The sequence below is a fragment of the Microbulbifer sediminum genome (genome assembly GCF_021729035.1).
Lineage (GTDB): Bacteria > Pseudomonadota > Gammaproteobacteria > Pseudomonadales > Cellvibrionaceae > Microbulbifer > Microbulbifer sediminum.
In genome coordinates this window covers 333212-357784 of sequence record NZ_JAJSAP010000003.1, presented here as the reverse complement: position 1 = coordinate 357784, position 24573 = coordinate 333212, and the positions used below count along the sequence as shown (strand labels likewise).

Here is a 24573-nt window from a genome sequence, read left to right as displayed (position 1 = left end):
CTTCTGGCCGTTCAGGCTCAGTGCTCTGGGGACTCCCTCGGGCGCGGTTGTGTTGGCACAACCGGCAACTCCTGTCGCCAAGGCCGCTGCAAGCAGAATACAACCTAATTTCTGCACCGCAGATACCTCATGTTTGAGATGTTCAGTCGGAAAAACAATGTATCTCCTGACAGCCTAGGGGAAACAGGTGTCACCGTGGCGGATTGCGCGCCAATTTGTACAATGCTGCGCCGCATGTTCAACCCCCACCAGATTTGACTGAAACCCTTCCGTGATGGAATCCCCCGAGGCGCAGCCCTTTCCCGTCACCTGTTATGGACACAAACAAAAAAGCCGCGGTCCGGTTGGAACGCGGCAAGTCGTATGCTCAAGGAGCTTGGGGAGCAATCCGGCTCCCCCGAGAGAACAGTTCCTGTGAGAGGAAACTTTAGAAGTTGTAGCTGCCGGTGAGGGCGATGGTGCGCGGTGCACCGTAGAAGCCGGTATCGAAAGGCCCGCCAAACGCGTAACCGGCAATGCGATATTCCTCATCGGCCAGGTTTTTGCCCACCAGGCCCAGCTGCCAGCTGCTGTCCGGGCTGTAGTAGGTCGCTGTCATATCCACCAGGGTGTAGGCCTCCTGGTCGAGGCGGCTGGGGGTTTCGAAGATCTGGGTGTCCGCGCGGTAGGATATGGTCGGGTTGATGACCAGTTCCGCACCACTCTGGAACGGCAGCGAGTAATTCAGCTGGAACATGGCGGTGGTGTCCGGCGTGTTCTGCAGGTCGCGCTCATCAGAGACATCGACACCGCCGGTGATGAATTCCAGGAATTCGGTATCGGCGTAGCCCAGGGCCAGGTTGGCCATCAGGTTGTCGGTCACGGCCAGGGTCGCTTCCAGTTCCACACCCTGGATGCGGGATTCACCGGCGTTCAGGATAGCGCTGGCAAAGCCGCCACTCTCGACAAGCTGTTGCACGGATACCTGCATGTCCTGGTAGTCGGCGCGGAAGGCGGCCGCGTTCAGGCGCAGGCGGTTGTTGAACAGGTCAGACTTAACGCCGAACTCGTAGGTGTCCACAACTTCCGGGTCGTAGCCGTCTACCGTAGAAGGCAGGGCACTGGCGTCACCACGCATGTCGAAGCCGCCGCTCTTGAAACCGGCGCTGTAACCGGCGTACACCATTACATCATCGTTAACCTGGTAATCCAGGCCCACATGGGGGGTGAACTGGCCCCAGCTGTCGCTGTTGCTGTAGTCGGTCAGCACCGCAGCAAGCATGGATTCTGAGCCTTCCGGATAGTACTTGTCCTGGAAGGTGGGGCTATAAAGGCCTATGTAGTTGGCCTTGAAGACGTCGGCTGCCTTCTCGTCCCGGGTGTAGCGACCGCCGAGGCTCAGGTTCCAGTCCGGGGCAAAGCTCCAGTTGTAGTGGGCATAGGCCGACAGACTGTCGGTATCCACGGAACCGGCCACGTTTTGGGTCAGGGGAACCCCAATGACATTGGTCAGGTAGCCCAGCACGGCGTCGAAGGCGCCGGCGGCAGTCCCGGAGTAGTAGTAGAGGCCGGTGACCAGGTCGGCGTTGGTACCGGTCCAGTTGAGCTGGAATTCCTGGGTGGTCTGGTCGTCCTCGTAGTAGGCCGGCACGTCGAAGTCGGGGCGATTGACACTGTCGAAATCGATTGCGGTTTCAGTCTCCCCCTGGCGGTAGGCGGTGGTGGACTTCAGGGTGATGCTCGGGGAGACATCCCACTCGGCAGTCACGGACATGCCGCTGGTCTCCACCAGGTTGTCGTACAGCATGTTCGACTGGGTGTCGTAAACGCTGTCCAGTACCGGCTCGCCGCCCAGCCCCGGGTCGAAGCGGTGACCATGCTTGGGAGCAGACTTGTCAGTGGTCTGGTCTGCAGCAACACGTACCCAGAGCTCATCCGACGGGTTGAATTCCAGCGCGACGCGAGCGCTGACCACGTCCTTGTTGTACTGCTCTTCGCCGGTACGCACATTCTCGCCGTAGCCGTCGCGCTGGAAGCTGGCGATGGCGCCGCCCAGGTAGACCCCGTCGGCGATAGCGGTGGAGCCGGCCACTTTCAGGTCGTTCTGGCTGTAGCTGCCCAGGGCGCCGCTGACCCGGAGGTTGGGGTCACCAGTCATCTTCTTGGTCACATACTTGACCGCGCCGCCGATGGTGTTCTTGCCGTACAGGGTACCCTGCGGGCCGCGCAGCACTTCCACACGCTGGACGTCGAGGATGTCCAGCACTGCGCCCTGCGGGCGGGCCAGGTACACATCATCGACATAGATACCAACACCCGGCTCGAAGCCCCACAGTGGGTCCTGCTGGCCTATGCCACGAATAAATGCAGTCAGGGTGGAGTTGGTGCCGCGGCTCGCCTGCAGGGTGGTGTTGGGGGATAACTTCTGTACATCGGTCAGGTCACTGACGCCGCTCTGCATCAGGGCATCTTCGCTGATCGCGGTCACCGCCACCGGCACTTCCTGCAGGGACTGCTCGCGCTTCTGCGCGGTTACGGTAACTTCTTCCAGCGCCGGCTGTTGGGCGTAACTGAAGGTGGCGCCGCAGGCCAGCATCACGCCGGCCGCCAGGGGGTGGAATTTTATTGCTCTCATCGTGGCACTCTCCATTCACCAATTTATGGTTTTTATCGATGGTCCCACTGTATCCGCTCGCGGTCCGCTTGCCTGCTAGACCAAGGTATGACGCGTTTACAGCCCGGGGTGGAGGACAACTGTCACTGGCTGGGGTAAGGTTTGATGCTACCGGCACGAGGTGATGTCCGGGGATCTCACGGACGTTTTCCTTTCCTGGCACCTCGCCGGTGGCGGCTGCCCGTCCCAGCGTGGGCAGTTGATAAAAATAAACAAAAACGAGTAGGTGTGCGCGTTTGTTTAGCCTGACCACACTTGCGGCCGTGGCCCTGGCCTACCTGCTGCTACTGTTCGCCATCGCCTTCTGGGGGGACCGCCTGCCGGCAGCGCGTATCCGCCCGTTCAAACCGGTTATGCTCGCCCTGGCCGGAACCTATACCAGTGCCTGGATGTTTTTCGGCACGCCGGCGCAGGCGGTTGAAGAGGGGTGGCTGGTGCCGCCCACCTTTGTTGGCGCCACCCTGATGCTGGTCTTCGGTGCGCCGCTGCTGGCCCGCTTTGTGCGTCTTTCCAAGCAGCAGGGCTCCACCTCCATCGCCGATTTCATCAGCGCCCAGTTCGGCGGTTCGGCCTGGCTCGCGGCGGCAGTCGCCGTGCTCGCCCTGGTGGCTATTCTGCCCTACCTCGCCTTGCAGTTGCGTGCCGTTGCGGACAGCTTCCTGTTCCTGGGGGACACCGGGGAGCTCAATTCCTCCCTGGTCACCGGACTGGTCAGTGTCACCCTGGGTGCCTTCGCCCTGTTGTTTGGTACCCGCCATATCAACAGCAGTGAGCACCGCAATGGCATGTTACTGGCCGTCGCCTTCGAGGCCCTGGTAAAGATTGGCGCGATTGCAGCGGTGGCCTGGTTTGTGCTGGGCGGTGCCTACGACGGGGCGGCGGACCTGGTGCGCGAGGCCCTGACCAGTGAGCGGGCGGCGCGCCTGGAGAGCCAGCGACCGGCGGACACCGGGTTTCTCGCCGTCGTGGTGCTGGGCATGGCGGCCATGTTCTGCCTGCCGCGGCAGTTCCATATCCTGATGATCGAGAGTGACAGCGAGCGGGATATCGGGCCGGTACGCAAGCTGATCCCGCTCTACCTGGGAGTCCTGTCTGCCGCCATCCTGGTGGTGGGTTACGGCGGCCTGCTATGGCTCCCGGATCACCAGGCCAATCCGGAGCGCTTTGTACTGGGGATTCCCCTGGAAAGCGGCTCGCCGGCGCTGGCCCTGTTCGCGTTCGTGGGTGGGCTTTCGGCTGGTTCCAGCATGGTGATCATTGCCACTATCGCCCTGTCCACCATGATCGCCAATACCCTGGTGGTGCCGTTCTGGCTGCAACGCCTGCGGGCGCGGCCGGGTAGCGCCGCCCAGGGCGCCCTGGGCTCTGACCTGCGACGGGTGCGGCGGGTGATCATTGCAGCAATCATGCTGGCCGCCTTCGGCTTCAATGAGGTCATGGATGCGGGTGTGCGCCTGGGTACCTTTGGACTGTTGTCCCTGGCGTTGGTGGCACAGCTGGCGCCGTCCATGCTGGCGGCGGTGTGCTGGCCGGGGCACTGGCCGCGCCTGCGCGCCGGCGGCGTGGTGGCCGGCCTGGCGGTCGGCGCGACGGTGTGGTCCCTGTCGGCGCTGCCGGCCGCCCTGGGCGGCGACGACCTGGTGTCCGGGACGCTGGGACTGGCCTGGAGCCCGCTGTCCGTTGCCGCCCTGTTTGGCCTGGGTCTGAATATGCTGGTGTTGCTGCTGGTGTCGGTGCTGCTGGATCGCTGGCGGCCACTGCACCGCGGCGGCGCCGAGGTGCCGGTGGACCGGGAGCGGTTGCGGGCCCTGCTGGCGCGGTTTGTCGGTGACGATGCTGCCGCGCGTACCTTCAGCGGTATTGAAAACGGTGCACCCGGCGCGGGGCTGACGGAGCCCACCGCAGATGCTTATCGGGAAACGGTAGAAAAGATCCTGGCGGGGATCGTCGGTTCCACCAGCGCCCGGCGCCTGGTGCGCCAGCCGCTGGGCAGCGAAGATGGTGCCCAGACCCTGGAGCAGGCCTCGGCAATCTACCAGTTTGGCCGCGGCCTGCTACAGAGCAGTATCGACAATATTGACCAGGGCATCTCGGTGGTGGATGCCAACCTCAACCTGGTCGCCTGGAACCGCCGCTACGTGGAACTCTTCCGTTATCCCCGGGAGATGGTTTACGTGGGCCAGCCGGTGGCGGAGCTGGTGCGCTACAACGCCAGCCGCGGCGAGTGCGGTCCCGGTGCGGTGGATATGCATGTGCAAAAGCGGGTTGACCACCTGCGCGCCGGCACCGCCTACCGGGTGCAGCGCCACCGCACCGATGGCACCGTACTGGAGATCCGTGGCAATCCGCTGCCTGGCGGTGGGTTCGTAACCACTTACACAGATGTCTCCGATTACCAGAGCGCCCTGGCCGAACTCACCGAAGTGCGGGACTCGCTGGAGCATAAGGTGACCGCCCGCACGGCCGAGCTGGAGCAGCTCAACAGCGAGCTCCACGCGGCCAGCGCCGGCAAGACCCGCTTCCTGGCCGCCGCCAGCCACGACCTGGTGCAACCGCTCAATGCCGGCCGCCTGTTCCTGGATGCCCTCTCCGCGCGCCAGCTGGACCAGGACAGCCGCCGCTTGTTGACCCGGGCCGACAGCGCCCTGAACGCAGCGGAACAGTTGATCACCGATATGTTGCAGATCGCACGGATGGACGCGGGGGATATTCACCCGAAGATCCAACCGGTGCCGCTGGACCGGATCCTCGACGATGCGGTGGCCCAGGCGCGCCTCGCCGCCGAGGCCCGTGGTATTCAGTTGCGCTACCGCCCCAGCGATGCCTGGGTGCGCACCGATGAGAAAATGCTGCGGCGGGTGGTGCAGAACCTGCTCGACAACGCAGTGAAGTACACCCGCGAAGGCGGCGTGCTGCTGGCCGTGCGCCGCCGGGGGAGTGGCATTTCGCTTGAGGTCTGGGACACCGGCAGTGGCATCGATGTCTCCCAGCAGCGGGATATCTTTCGTGAATTCTGTCGCCTGGGCGGCGTCGAGCGAGAGCACGGCTATGGCCTGGGCCTCGCCACGGTGGAGCGTCTCTGTCGGCTGCTGGACTCCCCCATCAGCCTTACCTCTGCCCCCGGGTGCGGCAGCGTTTTCCGGGTGCTGCTGCCGACGGCCCGGCCGGAAACCAGTGGCGTGGTGATCCCGGCTGCAACGCGCCCCGCCGGCCAGGCCCTCAACCTGGATGTGCTGTGCGTGGACAACGAGCCGGCAATCCTCGAGGCCATGCAGGCCTTGCTGGGTGGCTGGGGGTGCAGGTTGCGCTGTGCGCTCGGACGCGAAGAGGCGCTGGCCATGGCACAGCCTGACCTGCTGCTGATGGACTTCCACCTGGATGACGACTGCGACGGGATTGCCCTGGCGCAGGAGCTGATGGGCCACTGGGGCACCGCAGTACCCTGCGTGATCATCTCGGCTGAGAATACCGATACGGTCAAGGCCAGAGCCCACCAGCGCGGCTGGCAGTTTCTGCAGAAACCCCTGCGGCCGGCGGCATTGCGGGCCCTGTTGCAGGCGCGCCAGCGCGACCTGTTGGAGACCGCCGCGGAGGGGCGTGCGACCAAGGTCGTATAGCGGCGGCCGGGTGTCGCGCGCAGTCTATCCGGAAGAGCCCAGTAATCGGCCGGGACGATGATGACAATAACGAGGTACCGAAAATAATGAAAAAATACCTGCTGGAAATCCTGATGTTCAGCGCCTATGCGCTGTTTGCTGCTTCCTGGGTCTCGGGCGCCATGCTGACGCCGGAAATCCAGGCATCCTTTGGCGAGGAGGGGTTCGCCAATGCCACCTGGGGTACCCTGATGATTACCCTGGCCAAGATTATCGGTAACCTGGCGGCGGCTGTGGTACTGGTACGGCTTGGTGCCAAGCGGGCTTTCACCCTGGCAATGCTGTTGATTGCGGTCGGCGGTATCGGTGCTTTCGCCGGCGATTACGGCAGCTGGCTGCTCGCGCGCCTGGCAATGGGGCTGGGAGGTGCGCTGGCCATCGTCTATTTCAGTCCGGTGGTACTGCACTACTTCTCACCCGAGGAGCGTCCGCTGATCAACGGCATCAATGCGGCCGCCTTTAATACCGGCAACCTGATTGCACTGGTCTCCACCAGTGCGCTGACCGCGTGGCTGGGCGGCTGGCAGTCCGTGGTGGGTATGTACGGAATTATGATGGGTGCGCTGGCCCTGCTGTGGTGGCTGGCGGCAGAGGATTTTTCCCTCGACGGCAATCCTGCCGCAGACAAGCCGGTGGAAAAATACGGTTTGCGTGAGGGTATCCGCGAGGGCTTCAACTGGTGGCTACCGCTGGCGTTCAGCGGTGTGCTTACCTGGTATATCGCCGCCTTTTCGCTGTTTCCGCTGATTGACGGGTTTGCGGTGGCCAGCAGCCACCTGTCGGCGGTGCTGATCGCGGCGGGTATGGTGGGTACCGTCGCGGGTATCACCGTCACCAGGCGTTTTCCCCTGCGCCTGCCGGTACTGCGTTACGCCGGACTCGGACTTGCGGTCTTTGGCGCGCTGATGTTGGTCAGCGGTAACCCTGCCGTTGCCTATACGGCGGCCGCGCTGGCCGGTTTCTTCATGTTTGTGCCCATGACTGCGCTGATGACATTACCGCAGGAATTGCCCGGTATGACGCCAGGACGCATCACTGTCACCTTCGCCATGTTCTGGTCGATTTCCTATATCGTGGCGACCGTGCTGATTTATCTGGCGGGCTTACTGGCGGATATCAGTGGTGCGCCCGTGCTGGCGGCTTACTTCGCCGTGGCCTGCTCCGCCTCCCTGTTCGTAGTCTCGTTCCTGTTGCCGGAATCCGGTCGCGCGGCTGCCGAACAAAAAACAGAAGCTGCGAGTGAAGAGGGTGGTGAGAAAAGTGCGACAGCTTGATGCAAAACTGGCGGAGTGGCTGCAGGGTTTCAATGCCCAGGTTGCACAGCTGAAGGCGGCGGGCTTCGAACCCACGCCGATCTCCGCACGCGAGGGACTGGCCAACCTGACCCGTGGCTTCGTGGAGCCAGGGCCGCAGATGGACGTGTGTGAAACCCTGGTCTACGGCTCGCACTACAATGTGCCGGTGCGGATATACCGGCCTGAGGGTGCCCCGGCAGGCCCGGTGATTATCTATAGTCACGGTGGTGGCCATATGGCCGGCAGTGTCACTGTGTACGATCCGATCTGTCGTCGCATTGCTGACAGCTGTGGACGCGCAGTGATTGCCCTTGATTACCGTCTCTCCCCGGAAAACCCTTATCCGGCGGGAATCGAGGATTTACTGACCGTTGTGCGGGGCGCCGGTGCGGCACTGGAGAAAAAAGGCATAGACCACGATGGCCGCTGGATCCTCATGGGGGATTCGGGCGGCGGCGCAATGACTGCCAGCGTGTGCCACCTGCTGCAGCATGAACGCCATAATGTGATCGGCCAGGTGCTGGTTTATCCCAGCCTGGATTACACCCTTCAGCAGGCCTCGATCATGGAGAACGGTAGCGGTTACCTGCTGGAAAAGGAAAAGATCGGCTGGTACTTCGATAATTACTTCCAGGGCGCTGAGGACCGCTACCAGTGCTCGCCACTGTACGGGGATTTCACCGCGAACCTACCTCCGGCCCTGGTGGTCACTGCCGAGTTCTGCCCCCTGCGGGATGAGGGCGTTGCTTACGTGCAGCGCCTCGAAGATGCCGGCATTGCAGTGGAATGCCTGCATTTCGATGGCATGATTCACGCGTTCCTGAATATGGAATCCCTGGTGCCGGAGGACTGCCAGCGTTTCTACCGCCACGCCGCAGAGTTCGTGCAGGGGCTCGACTGAGTCGAGACGGGCAGCATGGTGGGCGGGCTGGTGCCCGTCCGTTACTCGAGCGTCACAACCAGTCACCCAGCTGACCAGCCCGCTATTTCGCCCGCCTCTGATTACCCGTGCGATCCGTCGCCCCCGTCCCGGGCTCCAGCCGGGCCTGCCCGCTCGCGATGCCCTGATTGCGCCTGATTTTCCCAACGCCATGGCTCCCTGCCGCTTTGGGCACAGTTTGTCTGTATGACCAAGGTATGAGTTTCGAGGTGCCGCGCCTGCTTTAACATGAATGGTGATTCAGGTTTCAGAAGCGTACAACGATAAAGTGATCTGCCCATGAGTTCTGTTCCCTGCGCAGCCGTGACCCGTTCCGGAAACGTCAGTAACGCCAGCGCTGCACCCGCTCTGCCCAAAACCGCGCGCGGCGCGCGCACCCGGGCCCGTATTCTCAAGGCCGCGGAGGAAACTTTCGGCTCCACCGGTTTTCACCGCTCGAGTATTGCTGACATTACCCGCACGGCGGGCGTGGCCCTTGGTTCCTTCTACAACTATTTTGCCGGCAAGGAGGATGTCCTGCGAGAGCTGGTGCAGCACATGGGCCGCCAGTTGCGTGCGCATCTGGAAGCAGAAACAGCAGATGCCCGCGATCGGCTGCAGGCGGAAGAAAAGGGGTTGCGTGCCTTTCTCCAGTACCTGTGCGCCAACCCCGCGCTTTACCGGGTACTGCAGGAAGCCCAGTTCGTGGACGAAACCATCTATCGCGATTACTACCAGGCTTTTGGCGAGCGCTATCTGGGCATGCTTGCCAACGCCACTGGCAAAGGGGAGATTCGTCCCGGCAATAACGAGGTGCGGGTATGGGCGCTGATGGGGATGTCCAATTTCCTGGGCATGCGCTATGCCCTGTGGGACCAGTCGGCAGCCTTCGAGGACATTGTCGCTGTGGTTTCTGACCTGCTCCGCAATGGCCTTACCACCGATAGCAGTGAGGAAAGAACATGATGACCGAACCAGTGCACTACCGCCTCGCCGACGATGTCGCGGTCCTGACCCTCAACATGCCGGAGCGTCACAATGCGCTGGTGCAGGCGTTGCTCGACGGGATTCGCGGAGCCCTGGCGCGCTGCCGGGAAGACCAACCGGCGGTACTGGTCCTGCGCGCCGAGGGCCGCTCCTTCTCCAGTGGCGGTGATGTAGCCGCTTTCTACGATGTGCAGCGCAGTGAGCGAGTCGCCTACGCGGAGCGTCTTGTCGGAGCACTCAATGACGTGATGCTGGACCTGCTGCGACTGCCGGTGCCAACGGTGGCAGAGGTTCACGGCATGGTAACCGGTGGCTCACTGGGACTGGTGCTGGCCTGCGACATCGTGGTGGCCGGGTCCCGCGCCCATTTCGCGCCCTGGTATACCGCCGTGGGCTTCAGCCCGGATGGTGGCTGGACTGTGCTGATGCCCGAACGCATCGGTTGTGGCAGGGCGCTGGACGTACAGCTGACCAATCGCCGCATTGAGGCCAAAGAGGCCCTGGCCTGGGGCCTGGTGAATTACCTGGCGGAAGACGGTGCGGTGACCGATAAGGTGGACGAAATTGTCGGGCGCCTGCGCGCCGCGAAAACCGGCAGTGTGCGCAATACCCTCAAGCTGACACGGCCGGATCCGGACCGCGTGGCCCGGGCCCTGGATGCCGAGCTGCGCCACTTTGTGGAACTGATCGACAGTGAGGAGGCGGATAGGGGTATGGCTGCTTTCCTCGGTCGCAACTAGAAGTAGTAAAACCCTCACTGATAACAATAAATGAGAGTGCACTATGCGATTGATGACCCCCCTGCGCGGATTGGGCCTGGCTATGATAATCGGGGCCCAGCCCCTCGCCGCCGGTGCCTTTATTACTTTTGCTGATGAGGACCGCTCAGCGGAACTCACTGGCGAGCCTGCTCACCAGAGATACCAGTTCAATACTCCCACTACCGTGACCTACGATCGCGATACCCTGGCTCAGGGCGCTGCCGGCGCACGCGTGTACGTAGCTGACATGGGCAATCACGAAATCAAGGTTCTCAACCTGAACGGCGCACTGGTCGGCACCCTGGACGATGCCGATATGGCCTTGGCTCCCGATAGTCCGGCTTCCAGTGTCCCGGATATACGCGCGCCGCTGGGCCTCGCGTTTCTCTCCAAAAGCGAGGCGGCGGACGACCGGCTTGCTGGCTTGTATGTAAACGATGTAGGACGCCACCAGATCCATTTCTTCCGCACTGTCACTGGCGCCGCTGGCGACTTCGAGTATGTAACCTCCTTCGGGCAGCCCGGTCATGGTGGTGGTGAGGATATCTATTTGCCGCGTAACATGGTGATCACGCCACAGGGATTCATCTATGTATCTGATGAATTCAATCACCGGGTCAAGGCTTTCAGGATTGACCCGGACAACGGTTACCAGGTGAGCCTGCTCCAGACTCTGGGGTACCAGGATGGTAGCGGCCAGTATGTGGGCGCGGGACCGATTATCCGCGGAGTGGATAAGGACTTCGGTAGCGATTCCAGTAACTACGACGATTATGCCGGCGAGCCAGCCAAGCTCAATGGTTTCCGTATCCCACAGGGCATGACCTACTACCAGTCGCCGGACAATGGTGCCACTTACCTTTATGTGGCGGACAACGGCAATAACCGCATCAAAATCTTTCGCGTCAATACGGCTAGCGGGCTGTTAACACTGGACGACATGCTGGGCCGTTTCCGTAATGACGATGGAGATGTAGATCACCTGAAGCGACCGCGCGGATTGCGCACGGACCTGGAGGGCAACCTGTACGTGGGCGATACATACAATGGTCGCATAATCCGCTTCCCGAACCTCGCGAGCACCACCGATTTGAACCCGGTGCAATACCGCACCAGCGACAGCGCAGACGCACAGGCCACCTGGGTTTACGGCCGGCTGGGTATCCATCAGGTGGAGATGCGTTCGGCATCCATAACCGAGGATGAGGCCTTCCAGTTGCCCAACGACCTGGTACCGGTAATTGCACCAAATGGTGATTTTTATCGCGAGAATATTTTTGCCTGGGGCTACTACTTTCCCGACGCGAGGGTTCACCTCGTGAGCGACGCCGGGAATAACCGCATCAAGAAATGCTGGAGCAGCAGCGATGGCAGCAGCCTGCTGCGCTGTTCGGTTTCCGAGGGTGTGGGCGGGGTGGCCAACCACGAGTTCTGGGGGCATCCACGCACCCTGGCGGGCCAGCTCCATTCGTCCAGTGGCATGGCGTGGCTGTCTTCGAAGAATCGCCTGTTGGTGAGTGATACACCCAATACCCGAATCAATATGTACGACGCCAGCGGCAATTACCTGGGCCGCTTCCCCGGGACCAATGTCAGCTACGGTGTGACCGGCATCGCCACCTTTACTGATAGCAATATCGGTGAGGCTGTGGCCGTTTTGGTGGGTGCCGATGCCACCTTGCCATGGCCGTACACTGGCGATGCCAGCCTGCGTATCTATGATGCAAACGGCAACCTGCAGGACCTGTTCAACCTCACTTACCGCACTTCGGGCCTGCCCGTGCCTGCCATCGCGTTGAGCACCAGTAATAGCAATTATCCGGTATCGGTATCAGCGCGCACCGGGCCGAACCCGGATGAGCACGGCATTTTTATCTCGAGTTTCGACAACTATGTGTGGCGCTTCGATTACGACAGCGGAAGTGGCACCCTGAATGGCAACTGGTACGCGGGCGGTGCGGACGCCAACAAGGGCAATGACCTGGGACCCACCTGGAGCCTGGGACCGGATTTCTTTGAGCAGGGCAATGCCGGTACCTTCGACCAGATTGGCAGCGTGCTCGCGCTCGGGGCCCGGGTTTATGTCACTGATCGCCGAAACCAGCGTATCCAGGCCCTGAACCCTGATAACGGCGCGCTGATTGGTCAGATAGGCCTCGGCGGGGGCACCTACGACCACCCCGATACTCTCGATCCCCAGCGCCTCTTCCTGCCCGCGGGGCTGGCCTACGACGCGCAGCAGGATGCCCTGCTGGTTGCTGATGGCTTCAATATGGTCGCCCGAGCCTGGAACAACCCCGATGCCTACAATCCTGATGCCAGTGGAGTCATCAACCCTGCCTACCAGGGGCACTGGTTCGACCGTGCTCTGGGCGCCCGCCCTGGGGGCCTGTTTGACGCCGAGCAGGTGGCAGCGGGTGATGGATCTGTTTATGTGTTCTCGCTGATCAGTAATCGCATCACAAAATTCAGCTGGGGCGAGATCAATCCCTGAGTCCGTGTAGCAGCACGCGTTGTGCTGTGGCGAGAGAATAATAAAGTGGAGGTAACCATGGAAATGTTTGACCTGCTGGCGCAGCGGGCGCGGGTAACGCCGGAGCGGCCGGCGCTGGAGGACCTGGAAAGCGGTGAGCGCTACAACTACCGCGAGTTGAACGAGCGCGCCGCCCGCCTGGCGGCGGCCGCCTGTGAACACTGGGGCCTGCGGGCGGGCGACCGGCTCGCCTACCTGGGCCACAGCCGCGCGGAGTTCTTCGCCATGCTGTTCGGCTGTGCCAAGGCCGGCCTGATCCTGGTGCCGCTGAACTGGCGCCTGGCGGTGCCGGAGCTCGAAGTGCTGGTGGACGATTGCGACCCGGCGGCGCTGGTGTTCGGCGGCGAGTTTGGCGAGGCCGCCACAGCACTCGGTGAGCGCTGGCGGTCTCTCACCCTGGTGGCACTGGACGGGCCCCGAGATAGCCAGCGCGACTACCATCGCGACCTCGCCGCTGCCGAGCCGGACCTGGCGCCACACCCGGAAAAGAACCCGGATACCCCCTGGTACCTGCTCTATACCTCCGGCACTACCGGCCGGCCCAAGGGGGTGATCCAGACGTTCCGCATGATGCTGGCGAATCACTTCAATATCGGACTCGCGGTGAACCTCACTGCCGACGACGTGCTGCTCAATGTACTGCCGCTGTTCCACACCGCTGGTATCAACCTGTACTCCTCGGCGGTGTTCCTGGTGGGGGGGTGTGTGCTGGTGGCGCGCAACTTCGATCCCGCACAGGTGCTGCAGGTGCTGGAGAAGCGGGCGACCATCTTTTTCGGGGTGCCGGCGGTATACCAGGCACTGCTGGATCACCCGGAATTCGACGGCCAGCGTCTCGAGGGGGTCCGGTCCTGGGGTTGCGGCGGCGCGCCGCTGTCGCTGCCGGTGGCGCAGCGCTACGTGGATCAGGGCATTCGCATTCGCACCGGCATGGGTATGACCGAAACCGGGCCCACGGTGTTTCTCCTCGATGAGGACCTGGTGATCGACAAGGTCGGCTCCGTGGGCCGCCCTCAGCTGCTTACCGAAGTGCGCATCGTCGACCGCGATGGTCGCGACCTGCCCGACGGTGAGGCCGGCGAGCTCCTGGTTCGCGGTCCCAATGTCACACCCGGTTACTGGAACCGCCCGGACGCCACCCGCGATGCGATCCGCGATGGCTGGCTGCACAGCGGCGATGTTGCACGCTGTGACCAGGATGGCTGTTACTACATTGTCGACCGCTGGAAGGATATGTACATATCCGGCGGTGAGAATGTGTATCCGGCGGAGGTGGAAAAAGTACTCGAGCAGTATCCGGACATTGCCGAGGTGGCCGTGGTGGGTATGCCCGATGAGCGCTGGGGCGAGGTGGGCAAGGCCTACTTCGGTGTACGCGCCGGTGTGGCCGTGCCGGACGAAGATGAGCTGCGGGCCTTCTGTCGTGAGCGCCTGGCGGGCTACAAGGTGCCCCGAGCCTTTCAGGTGCTGGACGCACTGCCACGCAATGCCCTCGGCAAGGTAATCAAACAGGAGTTGCGCGATGACGCTGCCAAACGCTGACACTCATCCACAGGGGGCCGTGGCCGAAATGAAACGGGATTTTGTCCTCACCCAGGACGACTTCAACCGCTTCGCCGATCTAAGCGGTGACCACAACCCGATCCACGTAGACCCGGAATATTCCGCCGCGACCCGCTTCGGGGCCACGGTATCTCACGGCATGCTGCTGTTTACCGTGCTGCGTGGCCTGGTCCAGGCACACTACCCCGGTGCGCGGCTGGAGAGCCAGGATCTGAAATTCCCGGCCCCGGCCTACACCGGCGAGCGGCTTACCGCCACCCTGGTGCCCGGTGCACCGGCGGTCGATGGCTGCATCGAGTTGGTCACCCGTATCACCCGCGGCGAAGAAAAGGTATGCCTGGAAGGCCGCTGCCGGCTGGTATTAAGTGAGGAGGTACGGCCATGAGCGCGACCAAAAAGGCAGCAGCCCCGAGCGAGACTCTACCCCGTTTCCATGCCCTGAGTGTCGACGAGAGTGTTTCCGTAACCCGTCGTTTCGATCAGCAGGCGCTGGGGGAGTGGTGCCGGTTGGCGGATGTGGAAGGTAACTGGCCCGCGGTACCCGAGCCGCTGATCGCCGGCCTGTTCTCCTATCTGCTCGGCGAGGAACTGCCTGGCCACGGTACCAACTACCTGAAGCAACATATGCGCTTCCACGCGCCGGCGCGGGCCGGTGAGGATCTCACTGCGACGGTTACCGTGACCCGGCTGCGCCCGGACAAGGCCCTGGTGAACCTGGAGACTCGCTGCACCGGGGAAGGCGGACGCCTGATCTGCGATGGCGACGCCCTGGTGCTGTTCCAGTGTTAACGCGCTGTTGGTGAAGCCGATCGCGAGCCCGGGTGCGCTTCCAGCGCAGCCCGGTGATTCGCTGTCCACGGCTCAGAGTTGAACCAGTGACTGCGCCTCGCGGATCAGTTGTTTGCGGTCGCGCAGTTCCAGCTTGCGCAGGATGGCGGTGACATGGCTCTTGACCGTGGGCTCGGTAATATCCAGCTCATAGGCAATCTGCTTGTTCAGCCGGCCCTGGGCAATCATATGGAAAATACGCAGCTGCTGGGGCGTCAGCAGCGCCAGCCGCTGGGACAGTCCATCGTCTCCGGACTCGGCCAGGGCCTCCTCATCGAACCACTGCTCTCCCTCCAGCACAGCGGAAATGCACCGGGCGATTTCCTCCGGTCGGGCAGTCTTGGACAGGAAGCCGCTGGCGCCCAGGCTGGCCGCCTGCTGGATCACCGTGCCCTTGTCACTGCCTGATACCACCACCACCGGAATTGCGGGGAAATCGTGGCGTATCTGGGCAAGGCCGTTGAAGCCCTCGCTGCCGGGCATATTGAGATCCAGCAGGAGGAGGTCGATATCGTGTGAATTCAGCTGGCTCAGGGTCGAGTCGAGGTCCTCGCTCTGTAACAGCGCCGCGGACTGGAACTGCCGTGTCAGCGTCGCGGCAAGGGCGTCGCGATAGAGGGGATGGTCATCGGCAATCAGCAGCTGGTAACTCACAGGGCACCCTGATTTCACTTTTTTATACGGGTGTCAAGGATACTACTGTGCGGTCCACCCTCCGTCCACTGGCAGGGAGGCACCGGTGATGGTCTCGGCGAATTCGCCACACAGGTAAACCACCAGCTCGCCGATCGCCTCCGGCCGCGTGGCACGGGACATGGGCTGTTTGGCCCCCAACAGGCGCGCGCGAGCCTGGTCCAGGTCGATACACTCTTCACGTGAAATTGCCTCGATCTGGGGTTGGATCAGTGGCGTTTCCACCCAGCCCGGGCAGATGGCATTGGCCGTAACCCCGCAATCGGCGTTCTCCAGTGCCATCACCTTGGTGAGGCCGATCAGGCCGTGCTTGGCGGCACAGTAGGCGGCCTTTTCGGTCGAGGCCACCAGGCCATGTACAGAGGATATATTCACCACGCGTCCCCAGCCCTCGGCGCGCATATGGGGGAGCAGGTCACGGGCAAGATAGAAGGCCGCACTCAGGTTGACGGTAATGATTTTTTGCCAGGCATCCGAGGGGAATTCGTGGCTCGGGGCCGTGAACTGAATGCCGGCATTGTTGACCAGAACAGCGGGATTGCCGACGGCCTCGCGGGTATCCATCACCAGGGCCTGGCAGCCGTTTTCAGTGGAGATATCAGCGCTGCTGAAGCCGCACTCCACACCGTAAGCCTCGGTGAATTCTGTCCGCAGCTTCTCTCCCGCTACCTGTTCCACCAGCCCGTGCAACATGATCGGGTGACCGTGCCGGGCCAGGGTATGGGCAATGGAAAGACCGATACCACTGGTGGAGCCGGTAATCAGGGCTGGTTTTTTTTCGTTCCGCTGCACAGAAAACTCCCGCGGCTATGCTGTCGCCCCGGGCCGTGTGCCGTCAGTGCCGGTCACAGATGGGGCTGTTATTCGATTGGTAAAATCCTACCAACGCGCGGGGCATGGGTCTCTATGACCAAGGTATGAGTGCGGCAGAACGGAAACTGCCGGGGGCATGAGTGTCACCCCATGCCCCCGGCGGTAAGTAACAGCGGATTGCGGCTCAGCGACGCAGCCCGTGACTGCCGCCGCGGTAACGGGTACCGCCACGATAGCGATAGTTACCCCGGTAGCGATAATTGCTCCGGTAGCGGGGCCCTCCCCGATAGTACCGCTCGCTCCGGTAGTGGCGGTGGCCCCGGTAGTGCCGGTGGCCCCGGTAGCGCGGGTAGCCGCGATAGTAGCTACGGTAGCGCGGGTGATACCGGTAACGGTAGTAGCGTGGCGACGAGTAATAGAGGTATACGCTGCTGGATGGGTAAGTGTAGGGATAGCTGGAGTAATAGCCTCCGGACGAGTAGTAGCCGTCGGTCGCACAGGCGCCGAGCGTGAGCGCTGCACAGACCGTGATGGCGACCAGTCCGGTCTTCAGGGTCCTGTTCATGAGTCAGTCTCCGGTTGGGAAAGTTCCGGTGGTTACGGCATTCCCTGCGGCCAGTGAACGGCCGCTCGCCTGCTCTATTCAATGTGGTAGGTCCGGCCATGTCGGGCGGGCCTGTCACGCTGAATTCTCATAGTGGTCTCGGCCTGGGGGGTAGCGGACGTACCTGCTGGTGCGGCGGGCGCCGTCGGTAAGAGCCACCGGACCAGTAGTAGTTGCTGTGGCGCACGTTGTGGCAGGTACCACCGCGGTGACAGTGGTAGTAGCGCCCGCCGACACGGTAGCGCGTATCGCCGGTGTAGTAGCTGTCACCGACATAACTGTCGGTGGTGCAGGCGGGCAGGGTCATTGACCCCGCGAGCAACAGCACGGTGCCGACGCCCGAAAGCAGCGGGCCACCGGGTAGGCGTTTCATAAGACCTCCGCGCCTGTTGGCGGGTAAAACGTCTTACATTTCAGCCTAGCACCGATGTCGCAGATTTCATTAATAAGGCGGTTATTTGCGATCGACTGGGCTGGACGGCGCGGTGTGTGGCGATATCACGGGAGGGGGCGGCCACTCACTGGGAGCGGCCGCCGGGGAGTCATTCTCCTGACTCGACGGTATTGGTTGCTATAAGGCTGGCATCCTCCAGCGCCTCGGCAAGGCCGGGGATATAGGCCACACCCTGTTGCACCTGCATGCTTGAGTCTTCCAGGTCATCGCCGAATGGCTGGAACCGACCGCCCAGGCAGTCGGACAGGAAGGCTTCCGATGCAGCCATAAAGGACAGGCGGTTTTCCGGTTTCTGGAAGCCGTGTCCTTCATCCGGGTAGAGGATGTAAGTGACGGGAATCTCCCGCTGCCTCATGGCCTGCACGATCTGGTCGGACTCGGCCTGCTTCACCCGCGGATCATTGGCGCCCTGGCCGATCAGCAGCGGTCGCACGATCCGGTCGGCGCGGTTTACCGGGGAGCGGTCTTTGAGCAGCCTGCGGCCGGCCTCGGTACCCGGATCGCCCACCGCCGCGTGCAGGGTATTGCGGAAACTTTCCCAGTAGGGCGGGATCGAGGCGAGCAGGGTATTCAGGTTGGACGGACCGACGATATCCACCCCGCAGGCAAACTTCTCCGGCGTGAAGGTCAGGCCCACCAGGGTCGCATAGCCGCCGTAGCTGCCGCCCATGATGGCCACCTCTTCCGGGCTGGTGATGCCCTCGGCAACGGCCCAGTCCACCGCATCGATCAGGTCGTCGTGCATGGCGCCGGCCCACTCGCCGTTGCCCGCATTGATAAACTCTTTGCCGAAACCGGTGGAGGCGCGGAAGTTGACCTGCAGTACGGCGTAGCCCCGGTTGGCCAGCCACTGCACCATCCCGGAGTAACCGTAGCTGTCCCGTCCCCAGGGACCGCCGTGCACCAGCAGTACCATGGGGACAGGTGTCGCCGGGCTGCCCTGCTCGTCCACGTGTACTGGCAGCGTCAGGTAGGAAACCAGTTTCTTGCCGTCGCGGGCGGTAATGGTTTGCGGGTACATCTTTGCCAGCGGCAGCCCGGCCAGTTTGGGATTGGTCTGGAACATCGGGTTCAGCTGGTTCTTGTCGGTATCGAATACCTGGTAAACCGGTGAGGCGTCGGCGCTATCGGTGTACAGGACCCACTTGCCTGCATCGAGGGTTGAAGCCAGGATGCCGTACTCCCCCTCAATCTGCCTGTTCAGTACCGCCAGGTCATTGGTATAGGTTCCGTCCAGGGGAATCCACTCGTTGGTGTGGTACCGGACAGCGTAGGCGATGGGCGTATGCTTGCGGGGATGCATCAGCACGTCAGAGATATCCGCCTGGTTGGATTCCGCCAGTACCCTGGAGTCGCCGCTGGCCAGGTCGTAGTGCACCAGCGTGGCCTTGTCGCGCCCGCGACTGTCGAGCATATAGAAGCCAGTGTTGTCGCCATCGAAGTCCAGGATCTGGGTGGTGAAGGTATCTTTCACACCGACCTCAAACAATTCCTCCCAGTTGTCATTCTCGTGTGCAAAAATCTTGAAGCCGCCGCTGGGCGTCGATTTTGAAGCGAGCCGTAACTCAAGTTCGTTATCAAAATAAAAGCTGCCAAACCCGTCGTTTTCATACAGCAGTTCGCGCTCGGCGGTTTTCAGGTCGACCCGGTACAGGTCGTGCCAGCGCGGGTCGCGATCATTCATGCCGACGATAATTTTGCCCGGTTGCGATTCACTCTGGGCGATCATCTGTGCCCGCACCCCCGCGTAGGGTGACAGGTCGGTGATTTCCCCACTGTCCAGCGCAATGCTATACAGGTGCCAGTTCTCGTCACCGTTTTTATCGCGGGTAAACAGCAGGTGCTGGCTGTCCAGTGCCCAGAAATGCCTGGGGATACCGCGGCCGCTGTCTCGGGTCACGGGCCTGGCGGCATCGATATTCCCGGCCGGAGCTACCCAGAGGTTCATCACTCCGTCCAGCGGTGCGCGAAAACTCATCATCTTGCCGTCCGGGCTCAGGCGCCCCTGGAAACGGCTCGGGTTGCCGAACAGCAGTGCGCGGTCAATAAGCTCGACCTGCTGTATGGCCGGTTGCACGGCTGCTGCTTCGGTTTCGTTCGTGGCCTGTTTGTCGACATCGCAGGCGGCAAGTAAGACGGAGAGTGAGATCCCCCCGAGGAACCCCAGAGAATTTTTTATTTTCCGGTTCATGGTGTTGTCCCTGTTGATTGAGCTGTACCTCCCGTTACCGCGTCTGCAGCATTGCACAGGGGATTTCAATCGGAAAGGGATGAAAAAGGGAGCCGGGTGTGGTGGCGTGCTATTGATTTTATTGGCGCACAATAAAAAGGCGCCGGTCGAAACCGGCGCCTTCTGCTGGCTGATAATTACTGGAGTATGGTGAGATGGCAGGATCGCCCACCCGGGGTCACTCGCCGCTCGGCAGCATCTCCCGGTCCAGGAACGGCACGTAGGCCGCACTGGCCAACAGCTGCTTGGCCTCCTCGATATCCGGGGCAAAGTAACGGTCCCGGTCGTAGAAGCGAACACGCTCGCGCAGCTTCGCCTTCGCCTGCTCCAGTTTTTCCGTGGTCTTCAGCGGTGCGCGGAAATCCAGGCCCTGGCAGGCGGCCAGCAGTTCCACCGCGAGAATGCCGCAGGTATTGTCGGCCATGTCGCGCAGGCGGCGACCGGCAAAAGTGGCCATGGAAACATGGTCTTCCTGGTTGGCGCTGGTTGGCAGGGAGTCGACGCTGGCCGGGTGGGCCAGGGACTTGTTCTCGCTCGCCAGGGCGGCAGAGGTCACCTGGGCGATCATAAAGCCGGAATTCACCCCGCCGTTTTCCACCAGAAAAGGCGGCAGGCCCGACAGGTTGGTATCGATCAGCAGTGCCATGCGGCGCTCGGACAGCGCGCCGATTTCCGCCAGTGCCAGCGCCAGGTTGTCGGCCACCATCGCCACCGGCTCGGCGTGGAAATTACCACCGGAGATGATGTCGGAGTTTTCCGGGTTTTCCTCGTCGGTGAATACCAGCGGGTTGTCGGAGACACCGTTGGCCTCCGCCAGCAGCACTTCCGCGGCAAAGCGGATCTGCTGCAGGCAGGCGCCCATGACCTGTGGCTGGCAGCGCAGGGAGTAGGGGTCCTGTACTTTTTCACAGAACTGGTGGGATTCGCCGATCTGGCTGCTCTCACCCAGCAGTGCACGATAGCTGGCCGCCACCTCGCGTTGGGCCCGCTGGCCGCGGACCAGATGGATACGGTCGTCAAACGGGCGTCGCGAGCCCTTGGCGGCTTCCAGTGACAGCGCGCCGGTAACGAGGCCGCCTGCAAACAGGTCTTCAGCGGCGAACAGGCCCAGCAGCGCAAACGCGGTTGATGCCTGGGTACCGTTCAGCAGCGCCAGGCCCTCTTTCGGGGCCAGGGTCAGGGCTTCGAGGCCGGCCTTCTCCAGGCCTTCCGCGGCGGGCTTGCGCTCGCCACCGATAAAGCACTCGCCCTCGCCCAGCAGCACCACGCTCATGTGGGCCAGTGGCGCCAGGTCGCCGGAAGCGCCCACGGAGCCCTTTTCCGGAATCGCGGGGAAAACGCCCGCATTCACCAGTTTGATCAGCGCGTCGATGACCACTGGGCGCACACCGGAAAAACCGCGCGCGAGGGAATTGATCTTCAGTACCATCAGCAGGCGCACGGTGGCTTCGTCCATAAAGTTGCCGGTGCCGGCGGCATGGGACAAAACGATGGCCCGCTGCAGGGTTTCCAGGTCGTCTTTCTCGATCCGGGTGTTGGCCAGCAGGCCAAAACCGGTGTTGATACCGTAGACGGTGCGCCCCTCATTCAGCACCTGTGCCACGGTTTTTGCCGACGCCTCGATGGCCGGGTAGGCGTCCTGGTCCAGTGACAGCTCCACCGGTTCGCGGGCGACGCGGCGCAGGTCGGCCAGGCTTAACTGGCCGGGGTTGATTGTCAGCTTGTACATACACTCTTTACCGAAATTCTTGTTTATCCAGAGCCAGCCTGCAGGAGTGCCCAGCGGCCGTTCCTGCAGGCAGAGAAACGTTCAATTAGTCCTTGAGCATCGGCAGGTCCAGCCCCTGCTCGCGCGCGCAGTCTTTTGCGATGTCGTAACCCGCATCCGCGTGGCGCATCACGCCGGTGGCCGGGTCGTTCCACAGCACACGCTCGATGCGCTTGCGCGCCGCCTCGGTGCCGTCGCAGACGATGACCACACCGGAGTGCTGGCTGAAGCCCATGCCCACACCGCCGCCGTGGTGCAGTGAGACCCAGGTGGCGCCGCTGGCGGTGTTCAGCAGCGCGTTCAGCAGCGGCCAGTCGGAGACCGCATCGGAACCGTCCATCATCGCCTCGGTCTCGCGGTTGGGGCTGGCAACGGAGCCGCTGTCGAGGTGGTCGCGGCCGATCACCACCGGTGCTTCCAGTTCGCCGCTGGCGACCATCTCGTTAAATGCCAGCGCCAGGCGCGCGCGGTCCCTCAGGCCCACCCAGCAGATGCGGGCCGGCAGGCCCTGGAACTGGATGCGCTCGCGGGCCATATCCAGCCAGTTGTGTAGCTGCGGGTCGTCCGGGATCAGCTCTTTCACCTTGGCATCGGTCTTGTAGATGTCCTCCGGGTTGCCGGACAGCGCCGCCCAGCGGAAAGGCCCGATACCCTGGCAGAACAGCGGGCGGATATAGGCGGGCACGAAGCCGGGGAAATCAAAGGCATTCTTCACCCCTTCCTCGAGCGCCATCTGGCGGATGTTGTTGCCGTAATCCAGCGTCGCGGCGCCGCGGCGCTGCAGCTCCAGCATGGCCTCCACCTGGATGGCCATGGACTGCTTGGCCGCCTTGACCACGGCCGCCTCGTCCTTCTGGCGCATCTCGGCGGCGTACGCCATGGTCCAGCCTTTCGGCAGGTAGCCGTTAAGGGGGTCGTGCGCCGATGTCTGGTCGGTAACGGAGTCCGGGGTGATATTGCGCTCCACCAGTTCCGGGAAAACATCGGCGGCGTTGCCGAGCAGGCCCACGGACACGGCCTCGCCTGTGTCCATGGCCGCGTTGATGATTTCCAGTGCCTCGTCGAGAGTCGTGGCCTTTCTGTCCAGGTAGCCGGTGCGCAGACGGAAATCGATGCGGGTCTCGTCGCACTCCACGGCGATCATGCAGAATCCGGCCATGGTGGCGGCCAGTGGCTGGGCGCCGCCCATACCACCCAGACCACCGGTGAGGATCCACTTGCCCTTGGCCTCGCCGTCGAAGTGCTGGCGGGCCACCGCGGCGAAGGTTTCGTAGGTACCCTGGACGATGCCCTGGGATCCGATGTAAATCCAGGAGCCGGCAGTCATCTGGCCGTACATGGCCAGGCCCTTTTTATCCAGCTCGTTGAAGTGCTCCCAGGTGGCCCAGTGGGGCACAAGGTTGGAATTGGCAATCAGCACCCGCGGTGCATCCGCATGGGTCTTGAACACACCCACCGGCTTGCCGGATTGCACCAGCAGGGTCTCGTCCTCCTCCAGTCGCTTGAGCACCTCGACGATCTTGTCGAAACATTCCCAGTCCCGCGCGGCGCGGCCGATGCCGCCGTAGACCACCAGGTCCTCCGGGCGTTCGGCCACTTCCGGGTCCAGGTTGTTCATCAGCATGCGCAGTGGTGCCTCGGTCAGCCAGCTCTTGGCATTCAGCTCGCTGCCATGGGGGGCACGGATTGTGCGGCTCGGGTCGTGGCGTTTGTCGGTCATGATCACCTCACAGAACTTTGAATATTTTCCGTCAAACCGCGATGCCGCGGCATGACGAGGATTCCCGGGGCGAGCACAAGCTTCGTCCCCTGCAAAAAATCTTTAAAAACGCAGCTGTGCACCCAGCCGGTAGCGGCTGCCCGGATGCACCAGGCGTGCGAAGCTGACAATGCCGGCCCGGCTCATGGTGCGCCGCCAGATCTGCAGGCAGGCGCTGCCGGCCTCAACCTGCAGGGCTCCGGCAATTTCGTTGCCTGCCGCGATAGCCTCGACGGTGGTATCCGCCTCGGTCAGCGGTGCCACCCTGGTCAGGTAGGCGTTGGGGGTGGCGCGACTGAAATCCTGTTCCAGGTAGTCAGGGGCCAGCTCCGGGTTGGTGTAACGCTCTTCCCATTGGATCGGCAGGTCGTTGTCGCGGTGCACGATCACCGAGTGGAAAACCCTGGCCCCCTCTGCCAGGCCCAGGGCCCGGGCCACGTCCGCAGATGCCCCGGTCGCCTCGAGCAACAGGATTGTGCTGCTGTAGCTGTGGCCGCGGGCTGAAACCTCGTCGGCGATATTGCGCACCTCCAGCAGTGACCCTGCCGGCACCGGTTCGGCGACGAAGGTACCCAGGCCCTGGGAGCGCATCAGCACGCCCTCGTCGGTGAGTTCGCTCAGGGCGCGGCGTGCGGTCATGCGGCTGACGGAGAACTGACCGGCCAGGTGATTCTCCGATGGCACCCGGAAGTGCACGGGCCATTCGCCGGACTCGATCTGGCTGCGGATATACCGCTTGATGGCCGCATAGCGCGGTTCCCTGTCCTGGGCCGAGGGCTCTTTATCTCTGGCTGAGGGCTCTCTATCTCTGGCTGAGGGCTCTCTATCTCTGGCTGAGGGCTCTTTGCTCATCGATGGGGCCTCTGTATTCATTGCCGCTGGGGCGTCCTATGTACTGCTGAGGGCTGTGATTGGCCACTCGGGGCTCTCTTGCAGTATTTGTGCACTAGGGTAGAGTGCGTTTCTGGCTTGTATATTCTTGTATATACAAGTTGTACTATGAGATTTCCCGCGATCCCTGTCAAGATGGGCGGCGGAGCCGGGACGCTTTCGTGGT

Annotated in this window: 18 protein-coding genes; 9 read left to right on the top strand and 9 right to left on the bottom strand. The window is 62.5% G+C overall.

Annotated features, from left to right (window positions below; all coding sequences use genetic code 11):
- Nucleotides 1-427 precede the first annotated feature (427 nt).
- Nucleotides 428-2614 (bottom strand): TonB-dependent receptor, encoded by a 2187-nt coding sequence (locus LVD11_RS06665; protein ID WP_237057378.1) that lies wholly within the window; start codon nucleotides 2612-2614, stop codon nucleotides 428-430.
- A 275-nt stretch (nucleotides 2615-2889) separates the two neighbouring features.
- On the opposite strand from LVD11_RS06665, the gene LVD11_RS06660 reads away from it, so the two are divergent.
- The 9 genes from LVD11_RS06660 (at nucleotide 2890) to LVD11_RS06620 (ending at nucleotide 15156) form a co-directional block, all read left to right on the top strand.
- Complete coding sequence (locus tag LVD11_RS06660) at nucleotides 2890-6270, top strand: hybrid sensor histidine kinase/response regulator (protein WP_237057377.1); 3381 nt, start codon at nucleotides 2890-2892, stop codon at nucleotides 6268-6270.
- 86 nt (nucleotides 6271-6356) lie between these two features.
- Entirely contained in the window at nucleotides 6357-7583 is a 1227-nt protein-coding gene (locus LVD11_RS06655; RefSeq protein WP_237057376.1) for an MFS transporter, read from the top strand.
- Nucleotides 7570-8505: an alpha/beta hydrolase gene (locus LVD11_RS06650; RefSeq protein WP_237057375.1), complete on the top strand. Its 936-nt coding sequence runs from the start codon at nucleotides 7570-7572 to the stop codon at nucleotides 8503-8505. Before LVD11_RS06655 ends, LVD11_RS06650 begins: the two co-directional genes overlap by 14 nt.
- 318 nt (nucleotides 8506-8823) lie before the next feature.
- The gene (locus tag LVD11_RS06645) at nucleotides 8824-9489 is read left to right on the top strand and encodes a TetR/AcrR family transcriptional regulator (RefSeq protein WP_237057374.1); all 666 of its coding nucleotides are present in this window, start codon (nucleotides 8824-8826) and stop codon (nucleotides 9487-9489) included.
- Nucleotides 9486-10250: an enoyl-CoA hydratase/isomerase family protein gene (locus tag LVD11_RS06640; RefSeq protein ID WP_237057373.1), complete on the top strand. Its 765-nt coding sequence runs from the start codon at nucleotides 9486-9488 to the stop codon at nucleotides 10248-10250. Before LVD11_RS06645 ends, LVD11_RS06640 begins: the two co-directional genes overlap by 4 nt.
- A gap of 82 nt (nucleotides 10251-10332) precedes the next feature.
- Complete coding sequence (locus LVD11_RS06635; protein ID WP_237057372.1) at nucleotides 10333-12765, top strand: NHL repeat-containing protein; 2433 nt, start codon at nucleotides 10333-10335, stop codon at nucleotides 12763-12765.
- A gap of 57 nt (nucleotides 12766-12822) precedes the next feature.
- Nucleotides 12823-14346 (top strand): acyl-CoA synthetase, encoded by a 1524-nt coding sequence (locus tag LVD11_RS06630; protein WP_237057371.1) that lies wholly within the window; start codon nucleotides 12823-12825, stop codon nucleotides 14344-14346.
- Nucleotides 14327-14752, top strand: coding sequence for a MaoC/PaaZ C-terminal domain-containing protein (locus LVD11_RS06625; RefSeq protein ID WP_237057370.1), 426 nt, complete (start codon nucleotides 14327-14329; stop codon nucleotides 14750-14752). Before LVD11_RS06630 ends, LVD11_RS06625 begins: the two co-directional genes overlap by 20 nt.
- Entirely contained in the window at nucleotides 14749-15156 is a 408-nt protein-coding gene (locus LVD11_RS06620) for a hotdog family protein (RefSeq protein WP_237057369.1), read from the top strand. Before LVD11_RS06625 ends, LVD11_RS06620 begins: the two co-directional genes overlap by 4 nt.
- Nucleotides 15157-15228: 72 nt before the next feature.
- Here the strand turns inward: LVD11_RS06620 and LVD11_RS06615 are convergent, their stop codons facing one another.
- From LVD11_RS06615 to hutC, 8 genes are all read right to left on the bottom strand, one after another.
- Nucleotides 15229-15849 (bottom strand): response regulator, encoded by a 621-nt coding sequence (locus tag LVD11_RS06615; protein WP_237057368.1) that lies wholly within the window; start codon nucleotides 15847-15849, stop codon nucleotides 15229-15231.
- Between the two features lie 42 nt (nucleotides 15850-15891).
- Nucleotides 15892-16680: a 3-hydroxybutyrate dehydrogenase gene (locus LVD11_RS06610; RefSeq protein ID WP_237057367.1), complete on the bottom strand. Its 789-nt coding sequence runs from the start codon at nucleotides 16678-16680 to the stop codon at nucleotides 15892-15894.
- Nucleotides 16681-16885: 205 nt separating this feature from the next.
- A complete protein-coding gene (locus LVD11_RS06605) occupies nucleotides 16886-17266 on the bottom strand; it encodes a hypothetical protein (RefSeq protein ID WP_237057366.1) in 381 nt (126 codons plus the stop codon).
- Between the two features lie 127 nt (nucleotides 17267-17393).
- Nucleotides 17394-17678, bottom strand: coding sequence for a hypothetical protein (locus tag LVD11_RS06600; RefSeq protein ID WP_237057365.1), 285 nt, complete (start codon nucleotides 17676-17678; stop codon nucleotides 17394-17396).
- A 169-nt stretch (nucleotides 17679-17847) separates the two neighbouring features.
- On the bottom strand, nucleotides 17848-19950 hold the full coding sequence (locus tag LVD11_RS06595) for a S9 family peptidase (RefSeq protein ID WP_237057364.1): 2103 nt from the start codon (nucleotides 19948-19950) through the stop codon (nucleotides 17848-17850).
- Nucleotides 19951-20167: 217 nt separating this feature from the next.
- Nucleotides 20168-21718: a histidine ammonia-lyase gene (gene hutH / locus LVD11_RS06590; protein ID WP_237057363.1), complete on the bottom strand. Its 1551-nt coding sequence runs from the start codon at nucleotides 21716-21718 to the stop codon at nucleotides 20168-20170.
- Between the two features lie 85 nt (nucleotides 21719-21803).
- Nucleotides 21804-23477, bottom strand: a complete 1674-nt coding sequence (gene hutU, locus LVD11_RS06585; protein WP_237057362.1) for a urocanate hydratase — start codon at nucleotides 23475-23477, stop codon at nucleotides 21804-21806.
- Between the two features lie 102 nt (nucleotides 23478-23579).
- Nucleotides 23580-24368 carry a histidine utilization transcriptional repressor HutC gene (hutC, locus tag LVD11_RS06580; protein ID WP_237057361.1) on the bottom strand — a complete coding sequence of 263 codons (789 nt, stop codon included), beginning with the start codon at nucleotides 24366-24368 and terminating at the stop codon, nucleotides 23580-23582.
- Nucleotides 24369-24573 lie beyond the last annotated feature (205 nt).